Here is a 19,732-nt window from a genome sequence, read left to right on the forward strand (position 1 = left end):
AACCGATTCCGCCTGATACCCAAGAGCGCATGCCCCTTCAGATCTCGCATATACGCCGCCGGCGACGCGCCACGCAGAGCACCAACTGGGTGCGCCGCGCTGGAGTCGCCGGCGGCGTCATCGGAACGCTCGCCCTCACTGGAATGTCCGCCCCGGCGAACGCCGAACCGACGGCCGCCGACCCGGCGACCACCGGAAGCATCCCGGTCATCCCCGCCCTCTCCACCGAGGCGGCCGCCGCGCAGGCCGCCGCCGCCCTCGACGAGACCGTCGTCGAGCAGCAACTGGACGCGGCCCGCGACGAGGCCCGCCACCAGGCGATGAAGGCCGCCGCCAAGAAGAAGGCCGCCGCCGACGCCCGCAGGGCCGCCACCGCCAAGGCCGCCGAGGCCCGGGAGTCCGCCACGGCGTCCCGCTCGGCCGGGCGCACCGCGCTGGCCACGTCCGCCTCCGCGCCCTCGGCCCAGTCGGTGTCGACGTCGGCCGCGAGCGGCAGCGTCGCTTCTGTGCTCAGCTTCCTCAAGGCACAGGTCGGCAAGGCCTACGTGTACGGCGCCACGGGCCCCAGCGCGTACGACTGCTCCGGCCTCACCCAGGCCGCTTTCCGGACCATCGGCGTCGAGCTGCCGCGCACCTCCCAGGCCCAGTCGACCGTCGGCACCCCGGTCCCCGTGAGCGAGGTCCAGCCGGGCGACCTGCTGTTCTGGGGCGGCGTCGGCTCCGCCTACCACGTCGCCGTCTACGTCGGCGACGGCCAGTACCTGGACGCGGCCAACCCCAGCAAGGGTGTCGTCATCCAGCAGATGGCCTATTACATGCCCACCTCCGCCGTCCGCGTGGCCTGATCCCGCGACCCCGTCCCCACGGGTCGGCAGGTCCGCGGTGCCGTACCGCGCGGCGCCCGCGCTCGTGAAGGCGCTCACGCGCCCGTACGAGGCCGAGCCCGGCCCCGCCGCAGTGGCGGTGGGCCGGGCTCGGGAAGAGGCGGTTACGGGGGCGTGAACGGGGGTCAGCGGCGCACGCAGACCTTGTGGGCCGGGTGCCAGACCCGCTCCCAGCGCAGGGAGCCGTGGGACGAACCGGCGTGTCCGCCGCGGCGGTCGCGGTCGTCCCGGCCGCCGTGGTCGCCGTGGTCGTTGCGGCCCGAGGCGTGGCGGAACGTCCAGTACCCCTTGTGCCAGGTGCAGTGGAGCCTCTTGCCGTGCCCCGAGGGGGCGGCGGAGGCGGCGGTGGTAGCGATCATCCCGCCGCCCGCAAGCAGAACAGTGACGGCGGCGGTGACAAGGGACTTCGTGAAGAGGTTCATGATGCGCCTTCCTCCCGTTGACGGTGTCCCCGGTGGGGTGTGCAAAAGTATGGGCACACCATCGCGAATGACGCATTTCGGGCTTGCACCCCCAACGCCCCCTCGCCACAGGTGACATCGATGTCAGACGTCCCCGTCAACCCGCCAACCGGGCGTCGAGTTCTGCCAGATCGGACACGAACCACACCTGGTTGCCCCGGTTGGACTCGCGCACCAGGTCGCGCAGCGCCGTACTGGCCCCGGTGCGGGCGGAGATGTCGCCGACGACCACCAGCCGCAGCCGGTAGTTGACGAACTTCTGCAGGATCTCGCCGGCCACCCCGGTCCGCAGCGCGAAGAAGCGCTCGTCGAACCGGGAGGCGGGCACGGCCACCACCTCCGCGCGGGAGAAGGCGGCGCCGATCAGGTCGAGCGCGTCCTGCGGGCCGGCGATGCCGGGGCCGTCCTCGCCGACGACCAGCACGGGCACCCCGGCGCGTTCGGTCACCACGTCAGTCACTGCGGCCCGCCTTCGGGATCGCCTTGGAACATGCCGTTCTCCGCTCCGAGAATGCCGTCGATGGTGGCGAGGACGTCCGCCGTGGGGGCGAGTCCGCCCAGGACGACCACTTTGAGCCGGGCCCGCGGCCCGTCGTGCACGGTCTGGATGCGCAACGGCTCCGCGTCGTCGCGCGGCATCCGGGCCCCGGCGGAGAGCAGGGTGGTCAGGCGGTCGGCGGCCGCCGCCCCGATGCCCTCGAGTTCGACGATGGCGGAGACCTCGGCCCGCCGGGGAGGCGGTGCGGGGGCCGGCCGGCCGGTGAGCGCGTCGAGGTCGGCGGCGGCGACGCGGTACTGCTTGCCGATGCGCACGGCCTTCAGCCGCCCGTCGCGGATGTAGCCGCGCACGGTCCGCACATGCAGTCCGAGCCGCTCGGCCACCTGCTCCACCGAGTACCAATCCTGCTCCATATTTACGCATCCTACCCTTCATACGTAAAGAAAGGGAAGGTTGAGTGCATCACCGTTGTGGAGTGAGGGGCAGCAAAAAAGAAGCGTGGCCGCCCCGAGGAGGGCGGCCACGCCGGGTTCAGCGGGGCGGTGTCACGACCGCGGGGCCACCTTCGACAGGCCGTTGATGACGCGGTCCATCGCGTCGCCGCCGGTCGGGTCGGTGAGGTTCGCCAGCAGCTTGAGCGTGAAGCGCATCAGCACCGGGTGGCTGAGTCCGCGCTGCGACGCCAGCTTCATCACCTTCGGGTTGCCGATCAGCTTCACGAAGGCGCGGCCGAGCGTGTAGTAGCCGCCGTAGGTGTCCTTCAGGATGCGCGGGTAGTGGTGCAGCGCCAGCTCCCGCTGCGCCGCGGTGCCGCGGGCGTGCGCCTGGACGATGACGTCGGCGGCGATCCGGCCGGATTCCATCGCGTAGGCGATGCCCTCGCCGTTGAACGGGTTGACCAGGCCGCCCGCGTCGCCGACCAGCAGCAGTCCGCGGGTGTAGTGCGGCTGGCGGTTGAAGGCCATGGGGAGCGCGGCGCCGCGGATGGGGCCGGTCATGTTCTCGGGGGTGTAGCCCCAGTCCTCCGGCATGGACGCGCACCAGGCCTTGAGGATCTCGCGCCAGTCCAGCTCCTTGAAGGAGGCGGAGGTGTTGAGCACACCGAGGCCGACGTTGGACGTCCCGTCGCCCATGCCGAAGATCCAGCCGTAGCCGGGCAGCATGCGGGGGTCGCCGGGAACGCGCCGGTCCCACAGCTCCAGCCAGGACTCCAGGTAGTCGTCGTCGTGGCGGGGCGAGGTGAAGTACGTGCGGACCGCGACGCCCATCGGACGGTCCTCGCGGCGGTGCAGGCCCATCCCCAGCGAGAGCCGGGTGGAGTTGCCGTCGGCGGCCACGACCAGCGGGGCGTGGAAGGTGACCGGGGTCTTCTCCTCGCCGAGCTTCGCCTCGACACCGATGATGCGGCCGGTGCGCTCGTCGCGGATCGGACCGGAGACGTTGCAGCGCTCGTACAGCCGCGCGCCGGCCTTCTCGGCCTGGCGGGCCAGCACTTCGTCGAAGTCCTCGCGCTTGCGGACGAGTCCGTAGTCGGGGAAGGAGGCCAGGTCCGGCCAGTCGAGCTGGAGGCGGACGCCGCCGCCGATGATGCGCAGGCCCTTGTTGCGCAGCCAGCCCGCCTCTTCGGAGACGTCGATGCCCATCGCGACGAGCTGCTTGGTCGCCCGCGGCGTGAGACCGTCGCCGCACACCTTCTCGCGGGGGAACGCGGTCTTCTCCAGCAGCAGCACGTCCAGACCGGACTTCGCCAGGTAGTACGCGGTCGTCGAACCGGCGGGACCGGCCCCGACGACGATCACATCGGCACTGCGCTCGGAGGCGACGGTCGTGTCAGTCACGGTCGGGGTCTCCCGTCGGTGTGGGGAAGGGGCGTGGAGAGTCTATGAGGCGGTGCCCCGGGTCAGCGCACCGCCCGGTGCAGTGCGACGATCCCGGCGGACAGGTTGCGCCACGCGACCCGCTGCCAGCCGGCCTTCTGCAGCCGTGCGGCCAGCGCGGGCTGGTCGGGCCAGGAGCGGATCGACTCGGCGAGGTACACGTACGCGTCGGGGTTGCTGCTGACCGCGCGGGCCACCGGCGGCAGCGCCCGCATCAGGTACTCGGTGTAGACGGTGCGGAACGGCGCCCACGTGGGGTGGCTGAACTCGCAGATGACCACACGCCCGCCGGGCCGGGTGACGCGCAGCATCTCGCGCAGCGCCGCGTCGGTGTCGTGGACGTTGCGCAGCGCGAAGGAGATGGTGACGGCGTCGAAGACCCCGTCGGCGAACGGCAGTCGCGTCGCGTCGCCCGCGGTGAGCGGCAGCGAGGGGTGGCGGCGCTTGCCCTCGCGCAGCATGCCGAGCGAGAAGTCGCAGGGCACGACGTCCGCACCGGCCTGCACGAAGGGGAGCGAGGAGGTGCCCGTGCCGGCGCCGAGGTCCAGCACCCGCTCGCCGGGGCGCACGTCCAGGGCCTGCGCGACGGTCCTGCGCCAGCGCCGGTCCTGCCCGAGCGAGAGCACGTCGTTGGTCAGGTCGTAGTTGGCCGCGACGTCGTCGAACATCGCGGCGACTTCGTGCGGCTGCTTGTCCAGGGAGGCTCGGGTCACGCCCCCATTGTTCACCCGGCGGTCCCGGGTCCCGCGCAGGGGCCCGGGCGAGCGGTCACGGGATGCCGGGTGAGGTCTCGCAGCGCTCGGCGCGGTCGCGGGTGCCGGCCTCGCCGTCGCACAGGTCGCGGTCCGCGCCGCCGTCGATCCGGTCGTCGCCCGGGCCCGCGCGGACTACGTCGTCGCCGGGACCGGCCACGAGCAGGTCGCGGCCGCCGGCCGTGCCGTTGCTCGCGGCGCGGGCCACGTCGGTGTTGTCCCCGAAGATCGTGTCACGGCCGCGGTGCCCGGTGATCACGTCGTTGCCGGCCGTGGTGACGTGGTCGCCGGAGTTGTCCCCGATCAGGGTCTCGTCGGCCGCGCCGCCGATGATCCGGTCGTCCCCGGAACCCGCCGCGGTGCGGCCCCGGCTGACGGAGTAGTTGTCGCCGACGGCCGCGAACCCGCCGTCCGCGCCGAGGTCGAGGAGGTCGTCGCCGCCGCTGCCGACGGCGTTGAGGAGGGCGAAGCTGTCGCCGACCAGGCGGTCGGCGCCGGCCCCGCCCTTGAGGACGTCGTCGCCCGCTCCGAAGGCGTTGCCGGTGTCGGCGGCGGAGTCGCCGGTCATCAGGTCGTCGCCGGGACCGCCGTCCATGCGGTCGTCGCCGCCGCCGAACGCGTCGCCCGCGGTGGCGCTGTTGTCGCCCGCGGCGCGGTCGTCGCCCTCCCCCAGGATCAGCAGGTCGTCGCCCTGGCCGACGGCGTCGCCGCGGTCGATGAAGAGATCGCCGGCCGCCAGGTCGTCGCCGGCGCCGGTGGCGATGCTGTCGTTCCCGGGGCCGCCGCTGACCCGGTCGTTCCCGGCGAGGGAGCAGATGCGGTCGTCGCCGCCCCCGCCGTCGATGCGGTCGGGCCCGGCGGAGCCGACGATGACGTCGTCGCCGGGGGTGCCCTGGATGCCGCCGGAGCCGGTGATCGTCGGCACGCGGCCGAAGCAGAGGGACGCCCCCGCGGAGGGCACCTCGCCGATGGCGGTCGCGGGGAGCGCCACGAGGGCGATCGCCGTGAGCACGGCGACCACCGGGGCCGCGAGGCCGCCGGGGAGGGCACGGGGAACGGATATGTCCGGCATGACCGGAACCTAAGCGACGGGCTGTCAGCCGGCCACCGGTGCACGGCGGCCGGGTGACCGGCTCACGCCCTGCGGTACAGCAGCCGTCCCCCGACGACCGTGGCCAGGCAGGCGCCGCTCCCGTCGACGACGGCGAAGTCCGCCCGGGCCCCCGGGGCCGGCTCCGGTGCCCGGCGCGCGGGCAGCAGGCCGCTGCGGTCCAGCGCGGACCGCAGCGCGGGGTCGTCGGGAACGGTCGCCACGGCCGTGACGCCGCGGCTGAGCAGGGCGTGCACCCGCTCGCGCGGACTGGGTGCGGCGGGCAGCTCGCCCTGGTGGGTCCGCCCGGGCCGCAGCGTGCCGGGCCAGGACCGGACCCGGGCGCCGGGACGGCTCGCGCGCAGGTGGTCGACCGGGCCGGCGGCGGCGATGGTGCCGCCGTCGACCACCAGGGCCGCGCCGTCCGCGCCCGCGTGGATCGTCAGCATCGCGGACCGCGGGCGCCGGTCAGGAGGTGCTGATGAGCTTGAGCTCGGGGTGCGCCGTGCCGCCCTCGATGGCGGTCGACGACAGGTGCGAGACGACGTGGTCGTCGACCGGGTCGTTCGCCGGGTCGTCGTGGACCACCAGGTGCTCGTAGGTGGTGGCGCGCTGGGCGGGCACCCGGCCCGCGGCGCGGATCAGGTGGATCAGCTCCATGCGGTTGGAGCGGTGCTTGGCCCCGGCCGAGGAGACGACGTTCTCCTCCAGCATCACCGAACCGAGGTCGTCGGCGCCGTAGTGCAGCGACAGCTGGCCGACCTCCTTGCCGGTGGTGAGCCAGGAGCCCTGGATGTGGGCGACGTTGTCCAGGAAGAGCCGCGCGACGGCGATGATCCGCAGGTACTCGAAGAGCGTGGCCTGCGTGCGGCCCTTCAAGTGGTTGTTCTCGGGCTGGTACGTGTACGGGATGAAGGCGCGGAAGCCGCCCGTACGGTCCTGGACGTCGCGGATCATCCGCAGGTGCTCGATGCGCTCGGCGTTGGTCTCGCCGGTGCCCATGAGCATCGTGGAGGTGGACTCCACGCCCAGGTTGTGCGCGGTCTCCATGATCTCCAGCCAGCGCTCGCCGCTCTCCTTCAGGGGGGCGATCACCTTGCGCGGCCGCGCCGGCAGCAGTTCGGCACCGGCGCCCGCGAAGGAGTCGAGGCCCGCCGCGTGGATGCGGGTGATGGCCTCCTCCACCGGCACCTCGGAGATCCGGGCCATGTGCTCGACCTCGGAGGCCCCCAGGGAGTGGATGACCAGCTGGGGGTAGGCCTGCTTGATCGCGCTGAAGTGCTTCTCGTAGTACTCGACGCCGAAGTCCGGGTGGTGGCCGCCCTGGAACATGATCTGGGTGCCGCCGAGTTCGACGGTCTCCGCGCAGCGGCGCAGGATGTCGTCCAGGTCGCGGGTCCAGCCCTTGGCGGTGTCCTTGGGCGCGGCGTAGAAGGCGCAGAACTTGCAGGCCGTCACGCACACGTTGGTGTAGTTGATGTTGCGCTCGATGATGTACGTCGCGATGTGCTCGACGCCCGCGTAGCGGCGGCGGCGCACCGCGTCCGCGGCGGCGCCCAGTGCGTGCAGGGGTGCGGAGCGGTAGAGGTCGAGCGCCTCCTCGGGGGTGATGCGGCCACCGTCGGCGGCACGGTCGAGGACGGATTGCAGATCGGCGTTCTCGCTCACCGGGCATCCCTTCCGAGGGGTTGTGACGGACTGGCTCAGCCTACGCCAGGGCGTCAGCCGCCCTGTTTGGCGAGGTCGCCCTCGGGGTTCCCGGCCAGGGAGTCGCCCGACCGGTAGTGCAGCGAGCCGTCGTCGTTGAGAGTGAAGCGCTCGTCGGCCGAACCGTCCGAACAGACCCCGGGATGCGGGTTGGTGCCGCCGCTGGTGTCCAGGACGATCCACCGCTCGGTGGCCGTGGAGAGCTTCCACTGGCCGCTGCAGTCGTAGGTCTCCCCGAGCAGCGACAGCACGCTCTTGTCGCGTCCCACCACCGCGCCGACCTTGCCTTCGGTGATCGTGATCTCGAAGGTGCCGGGCAGACCGTGGGCGGTGACCGTGTCGCCCTTCCACGTGCCGGCGAAGGCCGCGGGCAGCGCCGCCAGCCGCGGTGCGGAGGGCGTCGCGGAGCCGCGCGAGGGTGTCGCGGGCGCCGAGTCGGTGGACCGGGAGGACGTCGGATCGCCTCCGCCCTTGCCCTGGTCGTCGCCCCCGCCCCGGTGCAGCACGAGCCCGAGCGTCACCGCCGCCGCGACCAGCACGGCGCCCGCGCCCGCCAGCGACACCGCGCGCCGCGCACCGCCGCGGGGCACGGCGGGAGGGGCGGCCGGCGGCGGCGTGCCGGCGAACGCGGACGGCACCGCGTCCTGCGGCTGCCCGGTCAGCGACGGCGGCGGGCCGAAAGTGCCGTACGAGCCGTACAGCGAGCCGGTGCCGGCCGTGTCAACGCCGGGAGTTGCCGCACCGCCTCCGAGCGCGCCCGGCGGCGGCGTCGGCTCCAGGTCCAGCAGCTCGACCGCCTGGCGGCCGAGCCCCTCTGTCAGCGCCGCGGGCAGCCAGCCGCCGCGCACCAGGGACGCGGCCCCGCCGTCCGGCGCGAGCAGCTCGGCGAGCCGGCGGGGGGTGGGGCGCTCCGCGGGGTCCTTGGCCAGGCAGGACTCGGCGACCCGGCGCAGTCCCGCGGGCATGCCGTCGAACTCGGGCTCCTCGTGGGCGACCTTGTACAGCAGCACGGCCGCACTGTCGCCGGCGAACGGTCCCTGCCCGGTCGCGGCGTAGACGATCACCGCGCCGAGCGCGAAGATGTCGGCGGCGGGCCCGGTCGGCCGGCCGGTGACCTGCTCGGGGGCCATGTAGCCAGGCGAGCCGACGACCACGCCCTTGCTGGTGAGCGCCGCGGTGGCGTCCATGGCCCGGGCGATGCCGAAGTCGATCAGTACCGGGCCGTCCAGTGACAGCAGCACGTTGGACGGCTTGATGTCGCGGTGCACCAGGCCCCGCCCGTGCACCTGCTCCAGCGCCTCGGCGAGCCCGGCGGCCAGCGCCCGTACGCCGTTCTCGGGCAGCGGCCCGAAGGTCTTCACGGCGTCGGACAGCGCGGGGCCCGCGACGTAGCGGGTGGCCACCCAGGGCACCGGCGAGTCGGTGTCCGCGTCGAGCACCGGGGCGCTCCACGTGCCGCCGACCCGGCGCGCCGCCTCCACCTCGCGCTCGAAGCGGGTGCGGAACTCCGGGTCGTCGGCGAGCTCCGAGCGCACCACCTTCACGGCCACGGTGCGGCCGCCCGGGCTGCGTCCGAGGTAGACCCGGCCCATGCCGCCGGCCCCGAGCCGGCCGAGCAGGCGGTAGGGACCGATCGCCGTGGGGTCGTTCGCCTGTAGCGGTTGCATCTGCGCGCCTCTCGCGGTGCGGAAGGTCGAACAACGGGAGTTCCCCGCATACGCCGGGCAACCTACGGGAAGCCCGTGAAATCAGAGAAGGTGTACCCGTGCCCGGGGCGGGAACCCCACGCGGCGGGCGAACTCGGCGATCCCGGTCAACTGGTCCTGTCCGAGGGAGAAGTCCAGCGTGGTGAAGTAGCGCTGCAGCGTGTCCGCGTCGAAGGACTCCCAGCGGGCGGCCTGTTCGGCGACCTTCTCCACCTCCTCCATGCTCAGGTCGCGGGAGGCGAGGAAGGCCCGGTGCACCTCGTGCACGGCCTCGGGGTGGGCGGCCAGGTAGTCGCGGCGGGCGGCCCACACGGCGAAGACGAAGGGCAGCCCGGTCCACTCCTTCCACATCAGGCCGAGGTCGTGCACCTCCAGGCCGAGCCGCGGCGCGTCGTGCAGCGAGGCGCGCAGCGCGGCGTCGCCGATCAGCACGGCGGCCTGCGCCTCCTGCATCATCAGCGACAGGTCCGGCGGGCACGTGTAGTAGTCGGGCGCGACCTTGTACTGCTCGGCGAGCAGCAGCTCCGCGAGTCGTACGGACGTACGGCTGGTGGAGCCGAGGGCGACCCGGGCGCCGTCCAGGCTGCCCAGCGGGACCTGGCTCACGATGACGCAGGACATGACCGGGCCGTCGCAGCCGACGGCGATGTCCGGGAGGGCGACGAGCTCGTCGGAGTGGCGCAGGTACTCCATGAGCGTGATCGGGCCCACGTCGAGGTCGCCGGAGACGAGCTGGGCGCTCAGCTTCTCGGGGGTGTCCTTGGTGAGCTCCAGGTCCAGCAGGGCACCCGTTCGGGCCAACCCCCAGTAAAGAGGGACGCAATTCAGGAACTGGATGTGCCCGACGCGAGGCCGGGTCCGGCGCTCACCACCGGCGGAGGGAAGAGGCGCAGCTTTGTCCACATCAGGAGGCTAGACCCCCGCTCCGGTGATCTTTCGGCGGGGCCCTTCGGCGGTGTCGTCCCGGGCACCGTCCAGAGGCCAGGGGTTCACCGTGCGTTCGTTCTTTAGGCGGTCCGGGTGAATGGGGATCTTGCCGCTCTTCCCCGGTGAGGATGCTCCGTGCTACTGTCGTCGCAAGTTGCAGTTTGGTTTCCCTTGCAGTACAAAGCCTGCGGAGCATGTGACCGCGGGCTTTTGTAGTTTTCAGACTTCTTGCGGTTAGCAGGGCAGGTTCTGGAGCAGGGCAACCCTTTGGCCCAAGGAGGGCTTATGGCTACCGGAACCGTCAAGTGGTTCAACGCCGAGAAGGGCTTCGGCTTCATCGCCCAGGACGGCGGCGGCCCCGATGTCTTCGTCCACTACTCCGCGATCAACGCCAGCGGCTTCCGCTCGCTGGAGGAGAACCAGGCGGTGACCTTCGACGTCACCCAGGGTCCGAAGGGCCCGCAGGCGGAGAACGTCGTCCCCGCCTAATTGCGGAGACAGCGTGTAGTAGTACCCGATAAGCAGTACCCAAGGAGCCCCGCACAGCGTGCGGGGCTCCTGCCTTTTCCCCGGTGCGGGACGGCCGGATTACTCCGTGAATGCGGCCGGGAACACCGCGCAGCGGTGCCGGCGGAACCTGCCGCGGCCGGCGACCGGGTAGCCGGCCCCCGGGTTCAGCCCCGGGTCGCCGCGCGCGAGGCGTCGTCCGCCTCGTCCTCCTGGGCGGCACTGGCGGCGAGGTTGGCCCGGGTGCGCTCCACACGGGCCGAGACCTGCACGGAGGCCTGCTCGCGCAGACCGCGCAGCACGACGAAGCTGAGCGGCGCGCTGATCACCAGCGCGAGCAGCATGACCCACAGCAGGTTGGAGTCGCCGAGCCCGGCCGGCAGGACGTGGACGTAGACCAGACCCCAGATGACGAGGAAGCAGGCCGCGAAGAGGCCAAGGCGCATCAGGGAGTAGCGCAGCATGGGACTCGGCTTCCAGCTCACGGCGATGCCACTTCCTTCGGTGTGTTCGGCGGTCCGGCCCACGGGACGTACCGGACGTACTCGCCCACCAGTGAAGCACGGGGCCGCGACGCTCAGAGCAGCGGGAGCCACATCGTGATTTCGTCCCGGTCGTCACCTGCGGCGATGCGGATCGCCCCGGGCGTCCTGCCGACCTCCTTGTAGCCGACGGAGGCGTAGAAGCGGTCCAGGCCCATGCCGCTGCGGCAGGTGAGCCGCAGCCCCTCCAGGCCCAGCTCGCGCGCCGCGCGCTCGGCCTCCCGCAGCAGGTCCGCGCCGTGCCCGCGCCCCTGGTGGGCGGGGTCGACCATGACGGTGTAGAGCCAGGCCCAATGCCCCATCAGGCGGTGGGTGTTGAGGGTCAGGAAGGCCGTCGCGGCCAGGCGCCCGTCCTCGAATCCGGCGATCAGATGCGCCCGGCCCCCGGATATCGCCTCGCAGCGGCCCTCCGCCTGCGGGGCCACGTCCGCGGCGGTGACGGGGGCCACGAAGCCGACGGCGCCGCCGGCGTTGGTGACGTCCGTCCAGAGGGTGACGAGCTGGCTCCGCAGGTCGGCGGTGAGCTCGGGGTCGAGGGTGAAGCGCAGTGCCATGGCGCAACTTTAGGGACGCCCACTGACGGGCCCTGAAGGCGGTCCGGACTCCGGGCGACATTCACGTGAAGCGCGGGCCCGGGGTCGCCGGGGCCCGCGCTCCACGTGCGGTGCACGGTACGGGTCAGAAGCGCATCGGCTGCGGCGCCTCGCGGCGCGCGGCGTCCGGGCCCGGGTACTCGCGGATGATCTCGTAGCGCGTGTTGCGCTCGACCGGGCGGAAGCCCGCGTCCGTGATGAGCTCCAGCAGGTCGTCACGGGTGAGCTTGTTGGGCGTGCCGTAGTTGTCGGCGTCGTGGGTGATCTTGTACTCGACGACCGAGCCGTCCATGTCGTCCGCGCCGTGCTGGAGCGCCAGCTGCGCGGTCTGGACGCCGTGCATGACCCAGAAGACCTTCACGTGCGGGACGTTGTCGAAGAGCAGCCGGGAGACCGCGAAGGTCTTCAGCGCGTCGGCGCCGGAGGCCATGGTGGTGCGGGCCTGGAGGGTGTTGCGGACCTTGCCGTCCTTGAGGTCGACGAAGTCGTGCTGGTAGCGCAGCGGGATGAAGACCTGGAAGCCGCCGGTCTCGTCCTGGAGCTCGCGCAGGCGCAGCACGTGGTCCACCCGGTGCCGGGGCTCCTCGACGTGCCCGTACAGCATGGTGCACGGGGTCTTCAGACCCTTCTCGTGCGCCAGGCGGTGGATGCGCGACCAGTCCTCCCAGTGGGTGCGGTGGTCGACGATGTGCTGCCGCACCTCCCAGTCGAAGATCTCGGCGCCGCCGCCGGTCAGCGACTCCAGGCCGGCCTCGATCAGCTCGTCCAGGATCTCGCTCGCGCTCAGCCCGGAGATCGTCTCGAAGTGGTGGATCTCGGTGGCGGTGAACGCCTTGAGGGAGACGTTCGGCAGCGCCTCCTTGAGCGCCTTGAGCGAGCGCGGGTAGTAGCGCCACGGGAGCGTGGGGTGCAGGCCGTTGACGATGTGGAGCTCGGTGAGGTTCTCCCCCTCCATCTCCTTCGCCAGCCGCACGGCCTCCTCGATGCGCATCGTGTACGCGTCCTTCTCCCCCGGCTTGCGCTGGAAGGAGCAGTAGGCGCAGGAGGCCGTGCACACGTTGGTCATGTTGAGGTGGCGGTTGACGTTGAAGTGGACGACGTCGCCGTTCTTCACCGTCCGCACGTGGTGGGCGAGGCCGCCCAGCCAGGCGAGGTCGTCGGACGCGTAGAGGGCGATGCCGTCCTCACGGGTCAGCCGCTCACCCGCGTAGACCTTCTCCTCCAGCTCCCGCTTGAGCCCAGCGTCCATGCCTCGCCTCGCCTCCACACCTTCCTCGACCGGCCGTCGGCCGGCGGACAACCCGCTCGACCTTACGCCTACACGGACTCGGGCAGCTCCCCGACCCGGTTCTCCCACTTGGTGGACAGCACGATGGTGGTGCGGGTGCGGGCGACGCCCTTGGTGCCGGACAGCCGGCGGATGGTGTGCTCCAGGCCGTCCACGTCGGGGACGCGGACCTTGAGCATGTAGGAGTCGTCGCCGGCGATGAACCAGCAGTCCTCGATCTCGTCGAGATCGCGCAGCCGCGTGGCCACGTCCTCGTGGTCGGCGGCGTCGCTCAGCTGCAGACCGACCAGGGCCGTGACGCCGAGGCCGAGCGCGGCGGGGTGGATGGTGGCCCGGTAGCCGGTGATCACGCCGGCCTGCTCCAGGCGGTTGATCCGGTCGGTGACGCTGGGGCCGGACAGGCCCACCAGCCGGCCCAGCTCGGCGTACGAGGCCCGGCCGTTCTCACGGAGGGCCTGAATGAGCTGCCTGTCCACCGCGTCCATCAGACTGGACCCCTTCATTCGTGCCGTGATTGCGCTGTCGGGACAAGAATCTAAGGCATCAGCGGGCATGTGCCTTGCGCATCGAGCGGCAGGGGCCTCATCCGCCGTCATCCGCCTCAGCAGTCCCGGCAGGCCCGGGGAACCCGGTGGTCCCAGCAGTCCCGGCGGCCGCCCGCGCGGCCCCCAGCTCGCCCTCCCAGCGGTGGTAGAGCTTGTGCGGCACCCCGGCGGCGTCCAGCACCCGGCCGGCCACGAAGTCGACGAGGTCCTGGATGTGCCGGGCGCCCGCGTAGAACGCCGGCGACGCGGGAAGCACCACGGCACCCGCCTCGTCCAGGGCGACCAGGTGCCGGAGGGTCTGCCCGCCGAGCGGTGTCTCCCGTACGGCCACCACCAGCGGCCGCCGCTCCTTCAGGGTGACACTCGCGGCGCGCTGGAGCAGGTCCTTGGAGAGTCCCAGCGCGACCCCGGCCACGCAGGCGGTGCTCGCCGGGACGATCAGCATGCCCTTGACGGGGTACGAGCCCGAACTCGGCCCGGCCGCCAGATCCCCGGCGGCCCAGTGGCGCACCCGGGTGACGTCGGCCGTGAAGCGGTCCGGGGTGCCGTCGGCGCCGCGGGCCAGCCAGCGGGACAGGTCCTCGCGCCAGTGGCCGTCACGGAAGGGCGCCCCGGTCTCGTCCAGCACCGTGAGGCGGGCGGCCCGGCTGACCACCAGGTCGACGGCCTCGCCCGCGTGCAGCAGCGCCCGGATCACGGCGGCCGCGTACGGCGTCCCGGAGGCCCCGGAGACCCCGACCACCCAGGGCGTCCCGCGCCCGCGCTCGTCCATGGGGCGAGCCTATCCGGCCCCTCGTACAACCTTCCGCCCAGCTCATGCGTCAATGAGGTGTTCATGTAACAACCAAGGGGTTGGGGAGAGAACCATCATCGCCATGCGGAAGGGCATCGCCGCCGCCGGCTGCGCCGCCTTCGTACTCACCACCGCCGCCGCGTGCGGCACCACCACGAGCCTGAGCGCCGGCGCCAAGGTCCAGCAGGCGCTGGACGGGCTCGGCGAGCAGAAGTCCGTCACGCTGTCCGTGGGCTTCGACGGGAACCAGCAGCAGATCTGGACCGCGCTCAAGGGCTCGGACGGCTTCACCCAGGACTACGCGAAACTGCTCGCCGATTTCGACGTCTCGATGTCCGTGAGCGCCGACAAGCCGCTCAAGGACATCAAGGACACCAAGACCGACCCCGCCTCGGTCGCGCTGCGGGTCTCGCTCGGCCAGGGCAAGGACCTGCTGGAGGTCCGCAGCCTGGCGGGGAAGCAGGTCTACCTCCGCGCCGACCTGCGCCAGTTCCTGACGCTCGCCGACGGTCTCGCCACCAAGGAGGACAAGGCCGATCTGCAGCAGTTCCGGCAGATGCTCGACGCGGCCGACAAGCTGCCCTCCTCGCTGAAGTCCGTGAAGGACGCGGTCGGCGGCAAGTGGGTCTCCGTCGACGTCAAGTCCTTCGAGGAGTTCTCCAAGAGCATGGCCAAGGAGGGCGGTTCGCCGCTGCCGGACACCTCGGCCCTGGACCCCAAGACGGCGGAGCAGGTCACCAAGGCGCTGCGCGAGGCCGTCGAGCACAACGCGAAGTTCACCGACGCCGGCAGCAAGGACGGCGCCGACCACGTCAAGGTGACCCTGCCGGCCGGGAAGACGGCCGACGCCCTCGCCGAGGCGCTCAAGCCCGTGGCGGACCAGCTGCCGGACGGGTTCTCGACCGCCGACCTGCAGTCGGTGCCGGACAAGGACGTCAGCGTCGACGTGGCCGTCAAGGACGGGGCCCTGTCGGGGATCACCCTGGACCTCGACCAGTTCGACACCGGCAACGAGATCCAGGGCGCGCTGCCGCTGACCGTCGGCTTCGCGCCCGACGCGCAGCCCGTCGCCGCCCCGGCCGGCGCCACCCCGCTCAACCCCCAGGACATCATGGGCGCCGTGATGCAGCTCATGGCGGGCGGAATGGCCGCGTAAGGCGCGGAACCGCCACGTACGCCCAAGTCGTTGTCTACCGTGGGAAGTCCGGGGGGACACCCGGACGGACGCACGGACGGTGGACCACCACGAGGGGGGATCCTGTGGCGTACGAACCCATCGCCGGCCACGACGCCGGTGACGCCCGGCACGGCGCCCGCAGCGGCGCCGTGCCGGGCCCGGGCGTCCGGGCCCGTACGGCCGGTGCGCTCATGCTCGGCTGGGTGGGCCTGCTCTGGCTGATCGAGTCGGTCGACGCCATGACCGGCCACGCGCTCGACACCTTCGGCATCGTGCCGCGCGAGGCAGGGGAGTTGCGGGACATCGTCCCGGCGGCCTTCATCCACTTCGGCTTCGACCACGTCGCCGCCAACAGCCTGCCGCTGCTGGTGCTGGGGTTCCTGGCGGCGCTGCGCGGCACCCGCCGCTTCCTGAGCGTGACCTTTGTGATCATCCTGTGCAGCGGCCTGGGGGTCTGGCTGGTCGCGCCGCCGCACACCAACACCGCGGGCGCCTCGGGGCTGGTCTTCGGCCTCTTCGGCTATCTGCTGGTGCGCGGCTTCGTGGACCGGCGGCTGATCGACATCGCGGTCGGCCTGGTCGTCGCGGTGCTGTACGGCTCCATCCTGTGGGGGGTTCTGCCCACCGCGCAGGGGGTGTCCTGGCAGGGCCATCTCTTCGGCCTGGCGGGCGGGGTGGCCGCGGCATTCCTGTTCCGTGACCGCCCCGTCGACGGGCTGATCCGGTGAGGCCGTAGGATCCCGGACAACACGATCACGGGGGGGGCGGTCGCGCATGACCGATTTCAGCAAGCACGAGAGCACACCGCCGCAGGACATGGCACCTCAGGGCCCGCCTCAAGGGCCGCCGCAGGGACCCCCGCAGGGCCCGCCGCCGCCCGGACCCGGCCCGTACGCCGCCCCCGGGGCCGGTCCGTTCCCCCCGCCGCCCCCGCCGTACGGACACCCCGGGCAGCCCGGCGGCCCGGGCCCCGGCTGGGCGGGCGCCCCGGGTTATCCGCCGCCGTTCCCGCAGCCGCCGATGCGGCCGCCGACCGGGCCGGCGATGTGGGCGCACCTGAGCGCCCTGATCACGGTCCTCGTGGGCTCCAGCATCTGCTGCCTCGGCTGGGCGCTGGGCTGGATCCCGCCGCTGATCATCCGCAACAACGAGCAGAACAAGTACGACCCGTTCATCCGCCACCACTCCGCGCAGGCGATGAACTTCGGCATCACCGCCGCCATGACCGTCCTGCTGGGCGGCGTGGGCTACGGCCTCGGCATCGGCGGCGCGATCTGGCACGGCGAGGACAACGGCCCGATCGTCCTGGCCATCGTCGGCTTCGGCCTGCTCGCGCTGTGCGCGCTCCACATGCTGCTCGGGATCATCTTCTGCGCCATCGCCGCCACCAAGGCCAACAGCGGCCAGTGGTGGCGCTATCCGCGGCTCGTCGCGCTGCCGTTCGTCAAGTCCGAGCAGGGCTGAGCGAAAGCTCGCCGGCCCGGGGGCCGGGGGCGGGCGGCGCTCAGACGCCGAGCCCCCGGACCATCAGGTCGAGCAGCGCGCACACGAACAGCGCCATGCCGATGAAGCCGTTGACCGTGAAGAAGGCGCGGTTGAGCCGGCTGAGGTCGCCCGGCTTGACGATGCTGTGCTCGTAGACGAACGCGCCGCCGACGATCAGCATGCCGATCCACCAGAAGGCACCGGCGCCCACGGCCAGTCCGTACCAGACGAGCAGCACGGTGGTCACCACGTGGCTGACGCGCGCGCCGTACAGCGCGCCGTCGATGCCGAAGCGGGCGGGCACGGAACGCACGCCGTGGGCGCGGTCGGCGGCGACGTCCTGGCAGGCGAAGATCAGGTCGAAACCGCCGATCCACACACCGACCGCGAGACCGAGGATCACCGCGTCCCACGACCAGGTCCCGCTGACCGCGAGCCAGGCACCCACCGGGCCCATGGCCTGGGCGAGTCCGAGGATCGCGTGCGGGTAGTCGGTGAACCGCTTGCCGTACGGGTAGACCACCATCGGCACCACCGCGACCGGCGCGAGCGCCAGGCAGAGCGGGTTGAGCAGGGCGGCCGCGCCGAGGAACAACGCCACGGCGATCAGCGCGCCGGTCCACGCCGAGCGCACCGAGACGGCGCCGGTGACCAGTTCACGCCCGGCCGTGCGCGGATTGCGGGCGTCGATCTCGCGGTCGATGATCCGGTTGCAGGCCATCGCGAAGGTGCGCAGGCCCACCATGGCGACCGTGATCAGGAAGAGCTGCCACCAGTGCACGCTCCGGTCCTCGGCGAACATCGCGCTGAGCGCGGCGATGTAGGCGAAGGGCAGCGCGAAGACCGAGTGCTCGATCAGCACCAGCCGCAGGAACGCGCGGACTTTGCCGTCGGGCCGGGGCGAGGGGCCGAAAAGGTCCGGGGTCGCGGATTCCGCGCTCACAGGTTGTACTCCTTCCAGCGGCGGTCGACCTTCGCGGCGGTCTCCGGGTCGGAGACCACCATCTCGGGCCAGCCGCCGTCGCGGGTGTAGCCCTCCTCGGGCAGCTTCCGGGTCGCGTCGATGCCCGCCTTGCCGCCCCAGAACTGCTGGTAGGAGGCGTGGTCGAGATGGTCCACGGGTCCCTCGACGACCGACAGGTCGCGGGCGTAGTCGGTGTTGCCCAGCGCCCGCCAGGCGACCTCGTGCAGGTCGTGCACGTCGCAGTCGGCGTCGACCACGACGATCAGCTTGGTCAGCGACATCATGTGGGCGCCCCAGACGGCGTGCATCACCTTCTGGGCGTGCTTGGGGTACTTCTTGTCGATCGAGACGATCGCGCAGTTGTGGAAGCCGCCGGCCTCGGGCAGGTGGTAGTCCACGATGTCCGGCACGATGATCTTCAGCAGCGGCAGGAAAAACCGCTCGGTGGCCCGGCCCAGCGGGCCGTCCTCGGTCGGCGGCCGGCCGACGACGATGGACTGCAGCAGCGGGCGCTTGCGCATCGTCACGCAGTCGATGGTCAGCGCCGGGAAGGGCTCCTGCGGGGTGTAGAAGCCGGTGTGGTCGCCGAACGGCCCCTCGGGCAGCGTCTTCCCGGGCTCCAGCCAGCCCTCCAGCACCACCTCGGCATGGGCGGGGACCTGGAGCGGCACCGTCTTGCAGTCGACCATCTCCACCCGCTTGCCCCCGACGAAGCCCGCGAAAAGGTACTCGTCGATGTCGCCGGGGAGCGGGGCGGTGGAGGCGTACGTCACGGCCGGCGGGCAGCCGAAGGCGATGGCGACCGGCAGCCGCTCGCCGCGCCGCAGGGCCACCTGGTAGTGGTTGCGGCTGTCCTTGTGGATCTGCCAGTGCATGCCGATGGTGCGGCGGTCGTGGCGCTGGAGCCGGTACAGGCCGAGGTTGCGCACCCCGGTCTCGGGGTCCTTGGTGTGCGTCAGGCCCAGGTTGAAGAAGGAGCCGCCGTCCTCGGGCCAGGTGAACAGCGCGGGCAGCGCGTCGAGGTCCACGTCGTCGCCGGTGAGGACGACCTCCTGGACGGGCGCGTCCTTCACCTTCCTCGGCGGGACGTGGGTCATCCCGGCGAGCTTGCCGAAGGCCTCGCGCACCCCGACGAATCCGTGCGGCAGTTCCGGCTTGAGCAGCCCGGCGATGCGGTCGCCGATGTCGGCGTAGGACGTCAGGCCCAGCGACTTCAGCAGCCGCCGGTCGGTGCCGTACACGTTCATCGCCAGGGGCATCGAGGAGCCCTTGACGTTCTCGAACAGCAGCGCCGGGCCGCCCGCCTTGTTCACGCGGTCGACGATCTCCCCGACCTCCAGGTACGGGTCGACCTCGGCGGTGACGCGCTTGAGGTCGCCGTCCTTCTCCAGGGCCCTCAGCAGCGAGCGAAGATCGTCGTAAGCCATGCTGTCCAGTATCCGGTACGCACTACTCTTGACCCGTCACCGGGGCCCCGTCATGCCCCGCCGTCGCTGCCTGGGGGGCATTCCCGCGATGATCCGGCTTCTCCCGTTCCTGCTGGTGCTGGCGCTCTGGATCTACGCCTTCATCGACTGCCTCAACACCCCGGAGGAGCAGGTGCGCGGCCTGCCCAAGGTGGTGTGGGTCATCATCATCCTGCTCTTCGGCGAGGTGCTGGTCGGCCCGATCGCCTGGCTGGTCGCGGGCAGGCACCGCGGCGCGCCGGCCGGCGGCAGCACGCCCGCGGAGTGGCACCGCAACCACCGCACGCAGTGGGTCGCCCCCGACGACAACCCGCAGTTCCTGCACTCGCTCCGCGAGGAGAACAAGCGCGACGAGCAGCTGCTGAAGAGTTGGGAGGCCGACCTGCGCCGCCGCGAGGAGGAACTGCGGCGCCGCGAGAGCGGTTCCGGCGGCACGCAGGACGAAACACCGCCCCGCGGCTGATCCCTG

Annotated in this window: 23 protein-coding genes; 6 read left to right on the forward strand and 17 right to left on the reverse strand. The window is 72.0% G+C overall.

All coding sequences use genetic code 11. The features are described 5' to 3' along the window. Positions 1 to 29 precede the first annotated feature (29 nt). A complete protein-coding gene (locus tag ACIP9H_RS28595; protein WP_401595975.1) occupies positions 30 to 845 on the forward strand; it encodes a C40 family peptidase in 816 nt (271 codons plus the stop codon). Between the two features lie 164 nt (positions 846 to 1,009). Here the strand turns inward: ACIP9H_RS28595 and ACIP9H_RS28600 are convergent, their stop codons facing one another. From ACIP9H_RS28600 to ACIP9H_RS28645, 10 genes are all read right to left on the reverse strand, one after another. Beyond that, positions 1,010 to 1,306 carry a hypothetical protein gene (locus tag ACIP9H_RS28600; RefSeq protein ID WP_401595973.1) on the reverse strand — a complete coding sequence of 99 codons (297 nt, stop codon included), beginning with the start codon at positions 1,304 to 1,306 and terminating at the stop codon, positions 1,010 to 1,012. A gap of 136 nt (positions 1,307 to 1,442) precedes the next feature. After that, positions 1,443 to 1,805: a DUF4180 domain-containing protein gene (locus ACIP9H_RS28605; RefSeq protein WP_401595971.1), complete on the reverse strand. Its 363-nt coding sequence runs from the start codon at positions 1,803 to 1,805 to the stop codon at positions 1,443 to 1,445. Further along, entirely contained in the window at positions 1,802 to 2,257 is a 456-nt protein-coding gene (locus ACIP9H_RS28610; protein WP_401961515.1) for a helix-turn-helix domain-containing protein, read from the reverse strand. Before ACIP9H_RS28610 ends, ACIP9H_RS28605 begins: the two co-directional genes overlap by 4 nt. 132 nt (positions 2,258 to 2,389) lie before the next feature. Continuing rightward, positions 2,390 to 3,682, reverse strand: a complete 1,293-nt coding sequence (locus tag ACIP9H_RS28615; protein WP_360902823.1) for a geranylgeranyl reductase family protein — start codon at positions 3,680 to 3,682, stop codon at positions 2,390 to 2,392. Between the two features lie 62 nt (positions 3,683 to 3,744). Beyond that, positions 3,745 to 4,434, reverse strand: coding sequence for a demethylmenaquinone methyltransferase (locus ACIP9H_RS28620; RefSeq protein ID WP_401595966.1), 690 nt, complete (start codon positions 4,432 to 4,434; stop codon positions 3,745 to 3,747). Between the two features lie 55 nt (positions 4,435 to 4,489). After that, positions 4,490 to 5,545 carry a calcium-binding protein gene (locus ACIP9H_RS28625; RefSeq protein ID WP_401595964.1) on the reverse strand — a complete coding sequence of 352 codons (1,056 nt, stop codon included), beginning with the start codon at positions 5,543 to 5,545 and terminating at the stop codon, positions 4,490 to 4,492. Between the two features lie 62 nt (positions 5,546 to 5,607). Beyond that, entirely contained in the window at positions 5,608 to 6,012 is a 405-nt protein-coding gene (locus ACIP9H_RS28630) for a hypothetical protein (protein WP_401961519.1), read from the reverse strand. Positions 6,013 to 6,031: 19 nt separating this feature from the next. After that, positions 6,032 to 7,231: a cyclic dehypoxanthinyl futalosine synthase gene (mqnC, locus tag ACIP9H_RS28635; protein ID WP_401961521.1), complete on the reverse strand. Its 1,200-nt coding sequence runs from the start codon at positions 7,229 to 7,231 to the stop codon at positions 6,032 to 6,034. A gap of 53 nt (positions 7,232 to 7,284) precedes the next feature. Continuing rightward, a complete protein-coding gene (locus ACIP9H_RS28640; protein ID WP_401961523.1) occupies positions 7,285 to 8,937 on the reverse strand; it encodes a protein kinase in 1,653 nt (550 codons plus the stop codon). Positions 8,938 to 9,018: 81 nt separating this feature from the next. Then, positions 9,019 to 9,879, reverse strand: a complete 861-nt coding sequence (locus ACIP9H_RS28645; protein WP_401595956.1) for a menaquinone biosynthetic enzyme MqnA/MqnD family protein — start codon at positions 9,877 to 9,879, stop codon at positions 9,019 to 9,021. 309 nt (positions 9,880 to 10,188) lie between these two features. On the opposite strand from ACIP9H_RS28645, the gene ACIP9H_RS28650 reads away from it, so the two are divergent. Beyond that, entirely contained in the window at positions 10,189 to 10,392 is a 204-nt protein-coding gene (locus ACIP9H_RS28650; RefSeq protein WP_018558781.1) for a cold-shock protein, read from the forward strand. Positions 10,393 to 10,577: 185 nt separating this feature from the next. Here the strand turns inward: ACIP9H_RS28650 and ACIP9H_RS28655 are convergent, their stop codons facing one another. The 5 genes from ACIP9H_RS28655 to ACIP9H_RS28675 form a co-directional block, all read right to left on the reverse strand. Continuing rightward, positions 10,578 to 10,874 (reverse strand): DUF4229 domain-containing protein, encoded by a 297-nt coding sequence (locus ACIP9H_RS28655; protein ID WP_401596065.1) that lies wholly within the window; start codon positions 10,872 to 10,874, stop codon positions 10,578 to 10,580. Positions 10,875 to 10,987: 113 nt separating this feature from the next. Beyond that, positions 10,988 to 11,506, reverse strand: coding sequence for a GNAT family N-acetyltransferase (locus tag ACIP9H_RS28660; RefSeq protein ID WP_401595952.1), 519 nt, complete (start codon positions 11,504 to 11,506; stop codon positions 10,988 to 10,990). A gap of 124 nt (positions 11,507 to 11,630) precedes the next feature. Further along, positions 11,631 to 12,794, reverse strand: a complete 1,164-nt coding sequence (gene mqnE / locus ACIP9H_RS28665) for an aminofutalosine synthase MqnE (RefSeq protein WP_401595950.1) — start codon at positions 12,792 to 12,794, stop codon at positions 11,631 to 11,633. Positions 12,795 to 12,862: 68 nt separating this feature from the next. Further along, positions 12,863 to 13,318: an Lrp/AsnC family transcriptional regulator gene (locus tag ACIP9H_RS28670; protein ID WP_360902850.1), complete on the reverse strand. Its 456-nt coding sequence runs from the start codon at positions 13,316 to 13,318 to the stop codon at positions 12,863 to 12,865. A gap of 97 nt (positions 13,319 to 13,415) precedes the next feature. After that, positions 13,416 to 14,150, reverse strand: coding sequence for a UbiX family flavin prenyltransferase (locus ACIP9H_RS28675; protein WP_401595947.1), 735 nt, complete (start codon positions 14,148 to 14,150; stop codon positions 13,416 to 13,418). A 103-nt stretch (positions 14,151 to 14,253) separates the two neighbouring features. Between ACIP9H_RS28675 and ACIP9H_RS28680 the strand changes: the two genes are divergently transcribed. The 3 genes from ACIP9H_RS28680 to ACIP9H_RS28690 all read left to right on the forward strand — a co-directional run bounded on the left by ACIP9H_RS28680 (position 14,254) and on the right by ACIP9H_RS28690 (position 16,812). Beyond that, a complete protein-coding gene (locus ACIP9H_RS28680; protein WP_401595945.1) occupies positions 14,254 to 15,327 on the forward strand; it encodes a hypothetical protein in 1,074 nt (357 codons plus the stop codon). Between the two features lie 212 nt (positions 15,328 to 15,539). After that, complete coding sequence (locus ACIP9H_RS28685; protein ID WP_401961580.1) at positions 15,540 to 16,076, forward strand: rhomboid family intramembrane serine protease; 537 nt, start codon at positions 15,540 to 15,542, stop codon at positions 16,074 to 16,076. A 46-nt stretch (positions 16,077 to 16,122) separates the two neighbouring features. Next, the gene (locus tag ACIP9H_RS28690) at positions 16,123 to 16,812 is read left to right on the forward strand and encodes a DUF4870 domain-containing protein (protein ID WP_401595943.1); all 690 of its coding nucleotides are present in this window, start codon (positions 16,123 to 16,125) and stop codon (positions 16,810 to 16,812) included. Positions 16,813 to 16,852: 40 nt separating this feature from the next. Here the strand turns inward: ACIP9H_RS28690 and mqnP are convergent, their stop codons facing one another. Both mqnP and ACIP9H_RS28700 read right to left on the reverse strand, forming a co-directional pair. After that, positions 16,853 to 17,776: a menaquinone biosynthesis prenyltransferase MqnP gene (gene mqnP, locus ACIP9H_RS28695; RefSeq protein WP_401595940.1), complete on the reverse strand. Its 924-nt coding sequence runs from the start codon at positions 17,774 to 17,776 to the stop codon at positions 16,853 to 16,855. Next, on the reverse strand, positions 17,773 to 19,224 hold the full coding sequence (locus ACIP9H_RS28700) for a menaquinone biosynthesis decarboxylase (RefSeq protein WP_401595938.1): 1,452 nt from the start codon (positions 19,222 to 19,224) through the stop codon (positions 17,773 to 17,775). The genes mqnP and ACIP9H_RS28700 overlap by 4 nt, the downstream gene beginning before the upstream one ends. A gap of 88 nt (positions 19,225 to 19,312) precedes the next feature. On the opposite strand from ACIP9H_RS28700, the gene ACIP9H_RS28705 reads away from it, so the two are divergent. Then, the gene (locus ACIP9H_RS28705; protein ID WP_401961530.1) at positions 19,313 to 19,726 is read left to right on the forward strand and encodes a PLD nuclease N-terminal domain-containing protein; all 414 of its coding nucleotides are present in this window, start codon (positions 19,313 to 19,315) and stop codon (positions 19,724 to 19,726) included. The last annotated feature ends 6 nt before the right edge of the window (positions 19,727 to 19,732 follow it).

This window comes from Streptomyces sp. NPDC088732, from assembly GCF_044751205.1.
Lineage (GTDB): Bacteria > Actinomycetota > Actinomycetes > Streptomycetales > Streptomycetaceae > Actinacidiphila.

What these genes read in the sequence shown, in the direction of transcription:
- ACIP9H_RS28595 (WP_401595975.1), top strand. Translation starts at nt 30, where the DNA reads ATGCCCCTTCAGATCTCGCATATACGCCGCCGGCGACGCGCCACGCAG.
- ACIP9H_RS28600 (WP_401595973.1), bottom strand. Translation starts at nt 1,306, where the DNA reads ATGAACCTCTTCACGAAGTCCCTTGTCACCGCCGCCGTCACTGTTCTG.
- ACIP9H_RS28610 (WP_401961515.1), bottom strand. Translation starts at nt 2,257, where the DNA reads ATGGAGCAGGATTGGTACTCGGTGGAGCAGGTGGCCGAGCGGCTCGGA.
- ACIP9H_RS28625 (WP_401595964.1), bottom strand. Translation starts at nt 5,545, where the DNA reads ATGCCGGACATATCCGTTCCCCGTGCCCTCCCCGGCGGCCTCGCGGCC.
- ACIP9H_RS28630 (WP_401961519.1), bottom strand. Translation starts at nt 6,012, where the DNA reads ATGCTGACGATCCACGCGGGCGCGGACGGCGCGGCCCTGGTGGTCGAC.
- ACIP9H_RS28640 (WP_401961523.1), bottom strand. Translation starts at nt 8,937, where the DNA reads ATGCAACCGCTACAGGCGAACGACCCCACGGCGATCGGTCCCTACCGC.
- ACIP9H_RS28650 (WP_018558781.1), top strand. Translation starts at nt 10,189, where the DNA reads ATGGCTACCGGAACCGTCAAGTGGTTCAACGCCGAGAAGGGCTTCGGC.
- ACIP9H_RS28655 (WP_401596065.1), bottom strand. Translation starts at nt 10,874, where the DNA reads ATGCTGCGCTACTCCCTGATGCGCCTTGGCCTCTTCGCGGCCTGCTTC.
- ACIP9H_RS28660 (WP_401595952.1), bottom strand. Translation starts at nt 11,506, where the DNA reads ATGGCACTGCGCTTCACCCTCGACCCCGAGCTCACCGCCGACCTGCGG.
- mqnE (WP_401595950.1), bottom strand. Translation starts at nt 12,794, where the DNA reads ATGGACGCTGGGCTCAAGCGGGAGCTGGAGGAGAAGGTCTACGCGGGT.
- ACIP9H_RS28670 (WP_360902850.1), bottom strand. Translation starts at nt 13,318, where the DNA reads ATGGACGCGGTGGACAGGCAGCTCATTCAGGCCCTCCGTGAGAACGGC.
- ACIP9H_RS28675 (WP_401595947.1), bottom strand. Translation starts at nt 14,150, where the DNA reads ATGGACGAGCGCGGGCGCGGGACGCCCTGGGTGGTCGGGGTCTCCGGG.
- ACIP9H_RS28680 (WP_401595945.1), top strand. Translation starts at nt 14,254, where the DNA reads ATGCGGAAGGGCATCGCCGCCGCCGGCTGCGCCGCCTTCGTACTCACC.
- ACIP9H_RS28685 (WP_401961580.1), top strand. Translation starts at nt 15,540, where the DNA reads ATGCTCGGCTGGGTGGGCCTGCTCTGGCTGATCGAGTCGGTCGACGCC.
- ACIP9H_RS28690 (WP_401595943.1), top strand. Translation starts at nt 16,123, where the DNA reads ATGACCGATTTCAGCAAGCACGAGAGCACACCGCCGCAGGACATGGCA.
- ACIP9H_RS28700 (WP_401595938.1), bottom strand. Translation starts at nt 19,224, where the DNA reads ATGGCTTACGACGATCTTCGCTCGCTGCTGAGGGCCCTGGAGAAGGAC.
- ACIP9H_RS28705 (WP_401961530.1), top strand. Translation starts at nt 19,313, where the DNA reads ATGATCCGGCTTCTCCCGTTCCTGCTGGTGCTGGCGCTCTGGATCTAC.